The organism is Bradyrhizobium niftali (genome assembly GCF_004571025.1).
GTDB classification, from domain to species: Bacteria; Pseudomonadota; Alphaproteobacteria; order Rhizobiales; family Xanthobacteraceae; genus Bradyrhizobium; species Bradyrhizobium niftali.
In genome coordinates this window covers 214,485-227,343 of record NZ_SPQT01000015.1, presented here as the reverse complement: position 1 = coordinate 227,343, position 12,859 = coordinate 214,485, and the positions used below count along the sequence as shown (strand labels likewise).

The 12,859-nt window shown below is 60.0% G+C and carries 13 protein-coding genes; 8 read left to right on the top strand and 5 right to left on the bottom strand.

The features are described from left to right. Nucleotides 1-108: 108 nt before the first annotated feature. A complete protein-coding gene (locus tag E4K65_RS25175) occupies nucleotides 109-426 on the bottom strand; it encodes a hypothetical protein (protein WP_135176418.1) in 318 nt (105 codons plus the stop codon). A gap of 591 nt (nucleotides 427-1,017) precedes the next feature. On the opposite strand from E4K65_RS25175, the gene E4K65_RS25165 reads away from it, so the two are divergent. The 8 genes from E4K65_RS25165 to E4K65_RS47440 all read left to right on the top strand — a co-directional run bounded on the left by E4K65_RS25165 (nucleotide 1,018) and on the right by E4K65_RS47440 (nucleotide 6,577). Beyond that, nucleotides 1,018-1,284, top strand: coding sequence for a transposase (locus E4K65_RS25165; RefSeq protein WP_135176417.1), 267 nt, complete (start codon nucleotides 1,018-1,020; stop codon nucleotides 1,282-1,284). After that, nucleotides 1,218-1,418, top strand: a complete 201-nt coding sequence (locus E4K65_RS47445; RefSeq protein ID WP_167771090.1) for a hypothetical protein — start codon at nucleotides 1,218-1,220, stop codon at nucleotides 1,416-1,418. The genes E4K65_RS25165 and E4K65_RS47445 overlap by 67 nt, the downstream gene beginning before the upstream one ends. Beyond that, on the top strand, nucleotides 1,415-1,762 hold the full coding sequence (gene tnpB / locus E4K65_RS25160) for an IS66 family insertion sequence element accessory protein TnpB (RefSeq protein WP_135176416.1): 348 nt from the start codon (nucleotides 1,415-1,417) through the stop codon (nucleotides 1,760-1,762). Before E4K65_RS47445 ends, tnpB begins: the two co-directional genes overlap by 4 nt. A gap of 93 nt (nucleotides 1,763-1,855) precedes the next feature. Further along, entirely contained in the window at nucleotides 1,856-3,448 is a 1,593-nt protein-coding gene (gene tnpC, locus E4K65_RS25155) for an IS66 family transposase (protein ID WP_135176415.1), read from the top strand. A 678-nt stretch (nucleotides 3,449-4,126) separates the two neighbouring features. After that, nucleotides 4,127-5,449: a TadE/TadG family type IV pilus assembly protein gene (locus E4K65_RS25150; RefSeq protein WP_135176414.1), complete on the top strand. Its 1,323-nt coding sequence runs from the start codon at nucleotides 4,127-4,129 to the stop codon at nucleotides 5,447-5,449. 11 nt (nucleotides 5,450-5,460) lie between these two features. After that, entirely contained in the window at nucleotides 5,461-5,961 is a 501-nt protein-coding gene (locus E4K65_RS25145) for a TadE/TadG family type IV pilus assembly protein (RefSeq protein WP_135176413.1), read from the top strand. Beyond that, the gene (locus E4K65_RS25140; protein ID WP_209312085.1) at nucleotides 5,958-6,335 is read left to right on the top strand and encodes a TadE/TadG family type IV pilus assembly protein; all 378 of its coding nucleotides are present in this window, start codon (nucleotides 5,958-5,960) and stop codon (nucleotides 6,333-6,335) included. The genes E4K65_RS25145 and E4K65_RS25140 overlap by 4 nt, the downstream gene beginning before the upstream one ends. Before the next feature lie 104 nt (nucleotides 6,336-6,439). Continuing rightward, nucleotides 6,440-6,577, top strand: a complete 138-nt coding sequence (locus E4K65_RS47440) for a hypothetical protein (RefSeq protein WP_167771113.1) — start codon at nucleotides 6,440-6,442, stop codon at nucleotides 6,575-6,577. Between the two features lie 69 nt (nucleotides 6,578-6,646). On the opposite strand, the gene E4K65_RS25135 is transcribed toward E4K65_RS47440, so the two are convergent. The 4 genes from E4K65_RS25135 to E4K65_RS25120 all read right to left on the bottom strand — a co-directional run bounded on the left by E4K65_RS25135 (nucleotide 6,647) and on the right by E4K65_RS25120 (nucleotide 12,800). Beyond that, nucleotides 6,647-9,052 (bottom strand): TniQ family protein, encoded by a 2,406-nt coding sequence (locus E4K65_RS25135; protein WP_135176412.1) that lies wholly within the window; start codon nucleotides 9,050-9,052, stop codon nucleotides 6,647-6,649. Further along, the gene (locus E4K65_RS25130; RefSeq protein ID WP_135176411.1) at nucleotides 9,052-10,215 is read right to left on the bottom strand and encodes a TniB family NTP-binding protein; all 1,164 of its coding nucleotides are present in this window, start codon (nucleotides 10,213-10,215) and stop codon (nucleotides 9,052-9,054) included. Before E4K65_RS25130 ends, E4K65_RS25135 begins: the two co-directional genes overlap by 1 nt. A gap of 5 nt (nucleotides 10,216-10,220) precedes the next feature. Then, entirely contained in the window at nucleotides 10,221-12,380 is a 2,160-nt protein-coding gene (locus E4K65_RS25125) for a Mu transposase C-terminal domain-containing protein (RefSeq protein WP_135176410.1), read from the bottom strand. An 87-nt stretch (nucleotides 12,381-12,467) separates the two neighbouring features. Next, a complete protein-coding gene (locus E4K65_RS25120) occupies nucleotides 12,468-12,800 on the bottom strand; it encodes a hypothetical protein (protein WP_135176409.1) in 333 nt (110 codons plus the stop codon). Nucleotides 12,801-12,859 lie beyond the last annotated feature (59 nt).

Here is a 12,859-nt window from a genome sequence, read left to right as displayed (position 1 = left end):
ACTTGTGGCCCAAGAGCCAATTCCGGGCTGAGGAGAGTTGTTCCTTGGTTCAGCTATGTCGCTGTCCGATCTTGCTCGTCCTCGCCTCGCATCACAATCTTGAGCGCGTCATCCGGCAATGGCCGCTGGAGCGCTCCCCCTCATCCCGAGACGATGCCGGTGATCCTGATGACCGATGAAGAGCGCGGCGCCTGCACGCGCGGCCCCTGCCGTTGCCGGCTGCAACCCCGGCGGCTGGTGGGAGGATGGCAAAGTCCGCTTGTAGCCGATCGTGTTGAAAAACTCGAAAGTCGCGGCGCTCCAGAAATCTCGCAAATGCAGGGCATTGGCGATTTCAGCCGCTGCAAGGCTCCGTAGAATCGATACGATGGCCGGCGATCGCTTTTGCGGCGAGAGAAACGCACCGGCGGTCCTGAGAATTTTCACTTATCAGCGAGAGAAGTACTTTTTCAACACGATCGGCCAAAGTCTGGACTCACGTACGGTAGTAAGAGGCTATTCGATTTCCTCGTCGCGCAACTAGGTGCTCCACCGGCCGGTGTCGCCCCTTTAAGGTTGCCCGTTGTTCGAAGGTGTCTCCAGTGGAAATTGGTGATCAGTCGTCGGTCGGCCACAGTAGTTTCTCATGAGCGATAATGCCCACCGCTAGAGATGTAATCCTGCCGGAGGCAACTGGAGTCCCTGCAAAAGTGTGCCTGGTCAACACAATGCAGATGTTCGAAGTGCAACCTGATCAGCCTTGAATTGTCGAAATAGGTTCCAAAGTAATGAGCAGCTTGCGCCGTATTTCCCATGCGGGTCACGGCGCTCCGAACCTCCGGCAGTAAATGATCGATACGTTCTGAATTCGACGGATCGTCGTGCCTATTTGACTGCCGCGAGCGAACGTACGTGGTTGATTGGCAAACAATGGCCAATGGCAGCACAATTCCGTAAGCCTCCGGTGGAGACCGCCTTCCCGGATTGCGTTCGAGCGTGAGATGGTTTGCTCACTAATTTGCAAGCAAATGAGCAAACGTGACGACGGTTACGGTTCTGTCCGGTCCTGAGCGGCGACGGCGGTGGACCACCGCCGAGAAGCTTCGGATCGTGGAGGAGAGTCTGGCGCCCGGGGCCAGTGTTGTCGAGGTTGCTCGGCGACATGATGTTCACCGCAATTTGGTTACGGCTTGGCGGCGGCAGGCGCGCACAGGCATCCTCGCTTGCGGGCCTGGGCGATGCAGCGGCAGGATGACGAGGTCCGTTTTGCGACGGTCTCCATTGCGCCAGACCGGCAACCGTTGACGGCGCCCTCCGGAAGCTGCGGTGCGATCGAGATTGAGTTCGCGGCCGGAGCTCGGATGCGGATCACGGGCGCGGTTGACGCGGTGACGCTGACCGCGGTCGTGGCGGCGCTGACCGATGGACGGTTACGATGATCCCGTTGCCGGCCGGCGTGCGGGTATGGCTCGCGACCGGCTATACCGACATGCGGAAGGGCTTTCCGTCGCTGGCATTGCAGGTTCAGGAGATCTTGCATCGCGACCCGCTGGGCGGCCACCTGTTTTGCTTCCGCGGTCGTCGCGGCAACCTCTTGAAGGTGATCTGGCATGATGGCCAGGGCGCCTGCCTGTTCACGAAGCGCCTGGAGCGGGGTCGCTTCATCTGGCCGAGCCCGGCTGAGGGTGTGGTGACGATCTCGTCGGCGCAGCTCGGTTACCTCTTGTCGGGGATCGATTGGAGGCACCCACAAGAGACGTGGCGGCCGACATCGGTCGGATGAGGCTTTGAGCTTGCGGATCGTGATGGATGTGATTCCATCATCGCCGTGACCACATCTGAATCGCTTCCCACCGATCTGGCCGCCGCGCATGCGATGATCCTCGCGGAGCGAGCCGCGCGCCTTCAAGCGGAAGCGGTCGCGGCGAGCGCCAAAGCGGAGGCTGCGGACGCGAAGGCGGCCGAGGCCCTGATCAGTTACCTCAAGCTCGAGATCGAGAAGCTGCGTCGCCAGATTTATGGCACTCGCTCGGAGCGCAAGGCAAGGCTCCTGGAGCAGATGGAGCTTCAGCTCGAAGAGCTCGAAGCAACCGCAACCGAGGACGAACTGGCAGCCGAGCAGGCCGCGGCCAAGACACAGACCGTGCGGTCGTTCAAGCGCACGCGGCCGTCGCGCAAACCGTTCCCCGACCATTTGCCGCGCGAGCGCATCGTGATCACGGCTCCGGAGAGCTGCCCCTGCTGCGGCTCATCGAAGCTATCAAAGCTGGGCGAAGACGTTACCGAGACGCTGGAGGTCGTTCCCAGGAAGTGGAAGGTGATCCAGACGGTGCGCGAGAAGTTCTCGTGTCGGGACTGCGAGACGATCACTCAGCCGCCGGCGCCCTTCCACGTGACACCGCGCGGCTTCGCCGGGCCCAACCTCCTGGCCATGATCCTGTTCGAGAAGTTTGGCCAGCATCAGCCCCTGAACCGGCAGAGCGAGCGCTACGCCCGGGAGGGCATAGATCTGAGCCTGTCGACACTGGCGGACCAGGTCGGCACCTGTGCGGCGGCCCTGCAGCCGCTTTATCGGCTTATCGAGCGCCACATCCTGGCCGCCGAGCGACTGCACGGCGATGACACCACGGTGCCGATCCTGGCCAAGGGGCAGACGGTCAAAGGGCATGTCTGGACCTACGTCCGCGACGATCGGCCGTTTTGCGGACGGGCGCCGCCGGCCGCGCTCTATTACGCCTCGCGCGATCGACGGCAGGAGCATCCCACGCGGCATCTTCAAAGCTTCACCGGCATCCTGCAGGCCGACGCCTATAGTGGCTATAACGAGCTGTATGACGCATTGCGCGCGCAGGGACCGGTCACGCCCGCACTCTGTTGGGCTCATGCCAGGCGGCAGTTTTTTGAGCTCGCGGACATCGCCGCCAGTGCGAGGGCCGGCAAGAATGCCGCGGCGATCTCGCCGATCGCGCTGGAGGCGGTCAAGCGCATTGATGCGCTGTTCGATATTGAGCGCGCCATCAACGGCCAAAGCGCCGAAGAGCGGCTGGGGGTGCGCAAAGAACAAAGCGCTCCGCTTTTGACGGCATTGGAAGCATGGCTGCGCGAGCAGCGCGCCCGGCTATCGAACTCCTCCGCGGTCGCCAAGCCAATAGACTACATGCTGCGCCGCTGGGACCGGTTCGCTCGCTTCGTCGATGACGGACGGATCTGCCTGACAAACAATGCGGCGGAGCGCGCGCTGCGTGGCTTTGCCCTCGGCCGCAAGTCCTGGCTCTTCGCCGGCTCCGAACGTGGTGCCGACCGCGCCGCCATCATGGCGACGCTGATCATGACGGCAAAGCTCAACGACGTCGATCCGCAAGCCTGGCTGGCGGACGTCCTGTCCCGTATCGCCAGCACCCCGCAAAGCCGGCTCAATGAGCTGCTGCCCCGGGAATGGAAGAAGACCCCCGTCCAGTCCGTTGCCTGATCGGACCATCGCGCCGCGCGATTATCCCGCGGCCCTCACCGGACGGTTACACAATTCCTGCCACGATTGGCGAAAGGCGACGTGTGTAACGCATCCGCATGCCCGCAACCGATCCAGGTGAAAGATTTGGCAAATGCAGTTGCGAAGCAAAGATTGTCAGGAATGCCAATGAGCGCCAGCGCTAATGTGGCGCGCACTAATTTGATTACCTTCCTTGGCCTCGACGTGAGTTCCGGGTCAAAATGCGAAGAATTCAGGCGTTGAGGTCACGTCGGACTTTGTTTTTCGGCCCCTGAGGGCTCCGATCAATTCTCGGACCTCCTCCAACTCATCACGGCAACTGCTCTCGCGACGGCCATAAATGAGCTCGCCGGTTTCCATTTGCGGCAGGAGCCGGGAATCTTTCCGATCACGCTAACCCTGCGATTTGACGTTCATTTTTAATCGCCTGCCGCTAGTAAGTCTGATGCTCTTCGAAGCGCGGATTCAGGTGAGACTATTATTCAGGACACCAACTCGCGAGCGATGATTCTAGCGAGCATCCAAACTCGCCGGAGAGTTTTGGTGTCACCCCAAGTCGCCCGCGTTTAGCTAAAATTTTCCTACGCTCATTGAGGCGTCCTTTATCCGATTGTACCTATCTAGATCAGGAAAAAGTGGCAAGTCTTCGGGGGGAACATGACCTTTAGGAAGATCTGCAGTCGCTCCTTCAGCGCTTCGCGATATCTAAACGAAGGTGCACGGTGGTGCCTAAACCGTAGCAGCCTGATCCGGAGATTCTCACGAGACCAGTCCGGCAGCTACGTCATTCTATCTGCGTTGTTGATGCCTGTTCTGGTTGGCACAGCAGGTCTCGGCACCGAGGTCGGATGGTGGTACTATAAGCATAAGAATATGCAGAGTGCGGCGGACTCAGGCGCGGTGAGTGCGGCAACCGCTGTAACTGCCGGCACTGATTTGCTCTCCGAAGCCAACGCAGTCACGGCAAGCTACGGCTACGCGAATGCGGTGAGCAACGTTACTGTTGCGGTGAACCAGCCGCCGAAGACAGGCAATTATACTTCAAATCCGCAAGCGGTCGAAGTCATCGTCAGCCAGCTGCAACCGCGGCTGCTATCAGCATTGTTCGGGTCAGATCCGATACTTATCACCGCACGTGCTGTAGCACTGCCAAATTCCGGGACAGGCTGCGTGCTCGCGCTCAATTCGACGGCGAGCCCAGCAGTGAACGTGAGCGGAGGCAACCAGCTCAATCTGATCAAATGCAATCTCTACAGCAACTCAAGCGCGAGCCCATCACTCAACGTCGCCGGTAGTGCCTCCGTCGCCGCCAACCAGGTCGGCGTGGTGGGTGACGTTTCCGGGGCCAGCAATATCACCGCCACCAATGGGGTCCGAACTCACATGAGGGCGGTGGCCGATCCCTACGCAAATGTCTCGCCCCCAGCGGAGCCGAGTTGCACCAACGCCAAGATCACAGTCAACTCCAATGGAAAGACAAATTCCCTCAGTCCTGGCTGCTACAGCGGCAGCATTACTGTCAATGCAGGTGCGACTCTAAACCTCGATCCGGGGATCTACTACCTGGACGGTGCTAATCTAAGCGTGGCTGGCAATGCCACGATCACCGGCACCGGTGTGACTCTGGTCTTTACGGGGTCGGGCAGCAACTGGGGCACAGCCTCCATTGGCAGTAATGCCATCATTGATTTGACGGCCCCGACCGCCGGATCCACCAAGGGCATCGTAATCTACGGCGACCGAAAAATGCCTGCGGGAACTGCCTTCAATCTGACCGGTGGTGGCACGCAAAATGTTGGCGGCGCCATCTACCTGCCAAAGGCCAATCTGAGCTTCAGCGGCGGTAATGGCACGAGCACCTCCTGCACCAAGATCATCGCGGATACCTTGACATTCACTGGTACATCGAACGTTCAGGTTAACTGCTCTGCGCTCGGCACCGCCACGATCGGCGGCCAAACCGCGCAGCTCATCGAATGAGGTTGGCCTCAATGAGACAAAATCTATCTCTTAAGAGCCGAGTTCGACCGTTTGACAGGGTCCGTGACCTCGTTCATGCCGCTGTCCGCGATAAAAGCGGCGCAGCTGCAATCGAGTTCGCATTCATGATCCCGCTGCTATCCCTGATGGTGGTCTCGGTAAGTGATATTGGGCTAGCCGTCTATCGCAAAATGCAAGTGGAGGATGCGGCGCAAGCCGGAGCTCAATACGCCATTGTGCACGGCTTTGACACGAGCGGCATTTCGAGCGCGGTAACGAGCGCTACGAATTCCACAGCCGTCACGGCGTCTCCAAGCCCTGTTCAGTTTTGTGGCTGCCCCACGAGCACGGGAGTTAGCTCGGTTAGTTGCGGAACGGTCTGCACGGGCGGTGCGCAGGCCGGCACGTATGCGACGGTCTCGGCGCAGGCGACCTACTATACCCTGATCAACTATCAGATTGTCGCCGCCACCTACACCTACAACGCTCAATCCACTGCGAGGCTGCAGTGAAAGTCACTGCGCTATGGCGAGACGAACGCGGCGCGTCGGCGCTCGAATTCGCGTTGACCGCACCGGTCTTCTTTCTGTTCATATTTGGCATCATCGAGTTCGGACTGTTGTTTTGGACCCAGCTCGGTCTGCAACACGGGACCGAAATGGCGGCACGCTGCGCCAGTGTCAATCCGACGCTATGCCCAGGCAGCAATGAAATCACGAGCTATGCTGCCCAGCAGGCATTCGGCCTGGATCTCCCAGCGCAGACGTTCACCTACGCCACGCCGACCTGTGGTAGTCAGGTCAGCGCAAGTTATACATTTCAGTTTCCGCAAGTGCTCAATCTCTCGCCGCTGATTCTGACAGCACAGGCGTGCTTTCCGAGTTAAACATTTTCCTTCGCGACTAGGTGGGTACTGACGTCCCGATCGGCATCGTCGCCGGGTTGGGAACTCGGGCGAACCTAGGTTGCGAACATGCAGGGGCCGGCATCATGACTGATCCTGCACTTCCACTACGGCCGCACGATCGGCACGCCACACTTGTTCGTGCCGACACCCAGGGGCGGCACATGGATGCCGCTTCGACCCCAAGGGGCGTGCCGGTGAAGGAGGCTGCGGTGAAGAACTAGCCAACACCGCGGCATAATCGAGCGTGATGCAACAACTCGCAGCTTTACAGGACATAGCGCCGCAACTGCTCAAGCCGCGGCAGCAACCTTTTTCGGAAAGTATCTCGCAGGGGCCCAGGCTCGCGACGAATCCCAATACCCCTTACCGTGGAAGCGCACGATTTCAGGCCTCCTGATCGCCATACGGCGCAAATAGACGACCGGATCGGACGATGCGATGGCGATTCGTCTCTTCGCGAGGCTAGCCACGATGTCGTCCGGCATCATGGGCCATTTGGCCTGTCGGACTATCGCTACGATCTCCTCGTCGACCAGATTGTGATAGCTCGGGGTCTCACGATCTGCAGGAAAGATGTGGCCCATGAACGCTCGCTGGCGCAGCCACCAACCAGCACCGACCAGGTACACGAACTCGTTCTTCTCCTCGTTCATGGTTGCGTAAAAGAATTGGTCCTTGTCCGAAGGCCCAAGCCGCACCTCCTTCTTGCGCAGCATCGAGAGGACTTCCTTGGTCTCGATCGGATGATCGGCATTCTCGAGAATCCGACGCGTTTCCTGGATGACGGCGTTCCGAGCTGGCGGCGGCATGTCCAGCGAGACCGCACCTTGCTTAAGCTTCTTTAGAAACGGCTCGACCTCAGCGCGCAAATAGCCGGAGTTGAGACACTTTGTCAGCTGTTTGTCCGGCTTGAAGCCGGCGCGTTCGATCTGGTCCTTTAGCGTTGGGAAATAGCCACCAACGCGCGCCTTGATCTCACCCATCATAATGAATTTTCTTGCGAACGCATCGACGTGCTTCGGGGGCAGCGCGCTCGCTCCCTTCTCCACGCCAGAAAACAAGCCAATCTCGATGGCCCGGCGCAATCCACGCGCATTTAGGCGCATGATCTTGGCCGCGGCGGAGAACGGCACCAACTCTCCTGCTTCCATGAGTTTTTCAGTGGCCGCTTGGCGCATTTTATGATGGGTGGGATCCACCGCTGCGAGAGCCTCATTATCCGCAATGAACAAGGCGTTCAGGCCAAGGTCGCGGCCCTGCATTCGCTCCCGAACGAGCACCTTCCCATCAAGCACTAATCGCACACCGTGAGCGATCGTAACCGATCGGTTCTTACCCAAGCGCGAAATGGCCAACAATGTTGGTGAAGGCTTGGAAACCACAGGTGCGGTGCCCGCAAGTTTCCTCAGCAGACCATCCACGTCCATCGGCCGGAAGACGTAAGCATGGCGCTTGCCGCCACCCTCGAGAGCCGGCACCAACGAGCCGTTCTCCATCATTTCGCGCAATGGACGCCTGCCGATGCCGAGACGCTGCATGGTTTCTTCGAAGGAGAGCGCTCCTTTCAAATCGTGGGCAATCCGGTCCACGTCCTCGACCGAAAACGAGAGCTGACTACCCGATAGCTTCTCTGTCCGGATCAAGCCCAGCGCCAGGCCGATGTTTTTCATGGCGAACACTGACGTTTCTGCTTTGGCTGCAGCAGCCTTTAGCGAGAGTTTACGGCGCGCATTTTCCGGTATCTTGGCCAGATGGGCCTTGGGCGTCACCGGAAAACGCGCAGCGCCGTGCAGATGGATAGCTTCCGCCAGAAGTGGCGAGAATTTCACGCCGCGTTTGTGGTTGAACCAGTGATATAGCCAGCCATAGCACTTGCTGAACCCGTGTTCCGGCTTTCCGCCCTGATTGATATATCCGTCAAAAATGCGGGTCAGCACCTCATCCATTTTGCCGTCGGCAAGCACCTCGAAGCCGCGCGCCTGGACAACGCTTAACGAGATGCCGAGCGACTTTGCGGAACGCCACTCGCGACTATAGCCTTCACAGGCCGACCCGACGCGCTCCAGCATCTTGAATACGTCAGCCATAGGAAGTGAATCGAGGACCTGGACGGTCTCTGCCGATCCGACACCGAAACGGGACAGGATGTAGGCGTCCGACCGCAGCACTTTCGCTTCCGCGGGCCGGCGCTCGAACCGATAGCGGTCCTGCGCGCCGCAATCTGTACAGATCGACACGCCGCCATCTCGCCAGCCCAGCTCGGCCCCGCACGGACACGCCCCAACTAATTCCAACCGGTGCCGCGGACACATGGACACCGGGACGAGGTCCCACCAGAAACGATGGTGATTGGATTCCGCGATACATCCGGGACAGAGCCTGCGCACGCCGAAATGCAGGTACTTGTCGACAACATGGCCGCGCAGGACCAGCTTGTCGTCGTCGCGAAGCACCGGGCTGTATGCAAGAAGCGCAGCCGGTGTCGTCCTCGCTTCGGCCGCGAGCCGATTGATGTGCTCTGGGACCCCACGCGCGATGCCGGCGCGGCGGACGCCGATGTCCATGACGGTGCTGTCCGTCGACGGATGGCCGTTCTCCTCGGCCATGCGTAGGAGAAAACCGAGCGCGCTCTCCTCCGGACCCACCTCGTCCCAGGCATAGAGGCCGATTGGCCGCCGATGCGACGTTCCCAGCATCAGTCGCGTCCTGCGATCACATCGGTCACGCGACGGCGCGAGCGTTTGCTCATGTGCCGCTCCAGTTGTCTTTTGGCAATCCCCGTCGAGATCAGTTTCTTTTCCCTGATCGAACCGAAGCGCTCCACGACGGAGGAAAAGCCCATCTTAAACCAGTTGTCCTTGTCATCGCACCGACTGGCTTCGCGATAGGCCTCCTCGAAATGGTTCTTCGTGACCCATGCTGAGCCATCGTAGATCGCCAATGTCGCCGCCTCATATATCAGCGGCATGATCCTGCCGATGTAACCGCCACCGGCCTGATGGATGCGGAGTGCCATATCGGGCGCGGAGAGATTCGAAGCCTTGTCGAATGGCAAGACGCTATCGGGGCCGTCCCTATGGTCAATCAGAGCCATCAGTTGCCGGAATTCCGTCGGCTCCTGGACCTCGTCACCGACTATGTTACCTTTCTTGTCGAGCTCGGGGAAATCGCCGACCGTGCATCGAAACGGCTCCAGCACGATCTTTTTCTTCACGAGGCGATCGAGTTGGTCGTTTGCTGTCGCCAGATCCAGAGCATTGGTGAGGCCGACGCAGACCACCTGGACCCTCGATTTGATCAGCAGCTTGAAAACGTCGCCGGCATCATAGGTGTTCATGTTGCCTTCGACGATGTGCTGCGTCTCGTCGAAGATGACCATCTTGATGCCCTGCTTCTTCACGGCCTTGTTGACCCGAAGCTGCGCCTCGCCGAACTTGTAGCCCACCGGCAAATTTACCTGGATGGCGTCCGCCGTATCCCCGAGAAACGAGTTGAAGGTGGTGTTCTTGCCTACCAAGACGACCGCGATCGGCCGCTTGAATCCGTTGGCAGTCTCATGGAGGATCGGCCGCAGATCGGTGCCGGCAATCTCGGGTCGCGACCACTTCCCGGAAGGATCCTCGGCACGAAGTTCCTCGTAAATCCGGTCCGTGAGCAGGCGCACTCCCGTGGTTTTCCCCACGCCGGTCTCGCCCACGACAAAGGCCCCGTCACCTTCGGGGCCGGTCCCTGCGGTATCGAACAGCCGAAACAGCCTCTGATCAATCCGCTGCGAGTCCGCCGTCTCGAACATGCGACGCTTCAGGTGCGCAACGCGATCTCTTGGCTTCCAATCGGCGAATTTCTTCGACTTGTCCATTTAGCTCAGTCCTCTTCTATTGTGCCGCCGTAGTTCACCGGCCTCATCTTGAGTTTTGCCTTCGGGGCGGGCTTCGGTGTCGCCGCCGGCTCGACTGCTTCGTGCCGAGCCGTGGTGGTAGACGACGCCTGGTCGGCTTGCTCCGGACCGTCGACGGAGGCATCTTCGACGTCACTCCCGTTGTTGGTCACGGCTTTTTTGTCACCACCGGCGGGCACCTTCTCTTTCACGGTCTTCCGTCGGCGCTTCGGGTCCGTGAATGGGGCATGGGGCTGCAACGGTGGCGACTTCACCTGAGTGATGCCGACCGTATGGGAGCCGGGAGGCTTCATGCTGGGATCAAGCCGTTCCGGCCGAATCGCGCTCCAGGCGGATCCCGCGCTCACGAAGCGCTTGAAACGCTTCGGCGCCTTGCCTTTGTGACGCTCGAGCACACGTTCCTTCACGTACTGCCCGATTTCCTCCATGGCGCGGGCAAGCGCTGCCTCTTCGCTCAGCTCGTCGTCCTCCGCGATACGCCGTCGGAGCTTCGCGACGGTGCACCATTGGTTGAGCGACAAACCGCGGGCGTCTGTCGGCTCGACAAGCTCGCCCTCGACCCGTTTCTCCCTGTGCTCATCGTAGACGTAGGCCGTCGAGATATCAGTCGGATCTATCCTGACCTGCACGTTCGCCGAGTCCGGTAGGAAGGCGCGGGCCTTCGCGAACTCTGGAGAATCCCAGCGTAGCCCCATGTAGCGGATCCCGCTCTTCTGCAGGGAACGCGGCACTACCAGTCCGGTCATTGGAATCAGCAGATCAGCGGGCGGCTCCCGGATTAGCGGGATTTCCTGCAAGCCTTCCTGCCAGGCCCGCGCCGGTGTGCGCCCGAGCTTGCTATGCTGGGTGTGGTGGTAGACGTCGATCACCCATTTGGCGACGATCCAATTCAACTCGTGGATCGTGAGCACCGCGAACTGCTCGGAGTTGTAGAACTTGCGGTCCTCCCACTTCGACAACACCGTGCCAGGAATGGTGTGGATGATTTGCTCTTCAAGCGTTCTGAACCAGCGTTCGATCTTGCCCTTGAACCACGGCTTGCGAGGGGGCGCGTGCTTCAGCTCGAAATCCAGTGCGACCTTGGCCTGCTCCATGGAATTCGACTTGAAGTCTCGACCGTGGTCCGTAATCAGCCGTCCAGGGACGCCAAAGCAATCCCATGTTCGCACGATCCCGCCCAAACCTGCGATGATCCAGTCCTTCTTCATCACAGCCACGCGTAAGGCGTCCATTACACTGGCCCACGACGGCGGCGCGAAGCTCAGGGAAAAACCGACGATGCAGCGCGAGTAGCGATCGAGAATCGCGGTCATCCACGGCCGACCGGCGATTTGCATCGTGCACTCGTCGATCACCAGGATGTCCAGCAGGGTGTGATCGACCTCCCATTGGCGGTTAACGAGGTTGCCTTGGGGCCCTAGTTGCACCGACTGGGCCTGGCGATTGGCCTCCCGCACGTTCGTGGTCGCCACCAAGACCTCGAACTTGTTGCGCTCACGCAGCATGCGCGAAAGCAGATTACTTCCGATCCGATTGCCCCTGCCAAGCAGCACCGGCACCTCGCCGCGCTCCGCGGCCGCCTTCTTCAGCCGCTCGTTGGCGAGAAGCCGAACCTTGCGGAAGCTCGACGGTGTTGGAACCGCGATCTTTTCGTTGATCAGGCGGTTGATCTCGTCGATCGCCCATTCAGGATATCGCTGCTCGCGGCGGCCCTTGGCCCAATTGCACGGCACCAACGCGCGCACGTCGCGCCCCGCGGTCACGAAGATCCGGTACCAGGTTCGCACCTGGCGCGCGGACGGCGCATTCTCCAGCGGGATCTTCCATCGCCCGCAAACGTCCTCGATGATCCGGCGGATGATCTTTTTCTTTGCCCGCAGGTTCGCCGGCTGGACCTTGTCGAGCTTGCGCACGAACAACGCGCGCGTGAGCGCGGTCTTGCGCTCTACTGGAGTGAAGGTACCCCAATCGATGCGGAGCGTGTGCTTCCTGGCGGTGCTCAGCTTCTGGTACGGCGTGTCGTCGCGCAGCCGATAGGCCAGTGCCATCTGCATCTGCGCGATCTCGCTCAGCACGATCTGGGTGCCCGCCTCCTTGTCAAAGAAGACGCGCCCGCCGCTGATCACCGGGCCGGCCGAATACTCCTTGCCGTCGATCCTGACCGGCGCCCGGGTCCTCCTCTTCAGTGATGTAATACGGTCTCCATCTTCGGTTCATTCGGAATTCGGCGTCGCGCGCTCGGCGGGTGCCGCGGGCGTGCCGATTGTTTTCATGGATGGCAGGGCTGCCGTGTGCTGGGCAAGGGCCGTTTCGGTCCCGCACAACGTCGCGGTCACGCCGAGCGTTCCGAAATCTGGTTCAGTGTTGTGATACGCATACATCATTCCTTGTACAAAAAACGACGGAACGACTTGAAGCGCTCTCGCTTGGGTGCGCGAGGGAGCGTGCATCAATGAAGGTGCGACGTCGACTGCATTGAACGCCGCATGGCGTCTGCATAATCGAAACAGGATTGCTGGGCGATAAAGCTTATCGTTGAAGGGCACTTCGAAGTGCGGCTTCGGCTACCTCCACGCATCACGATAGCACAACCTAATAGTGAGGG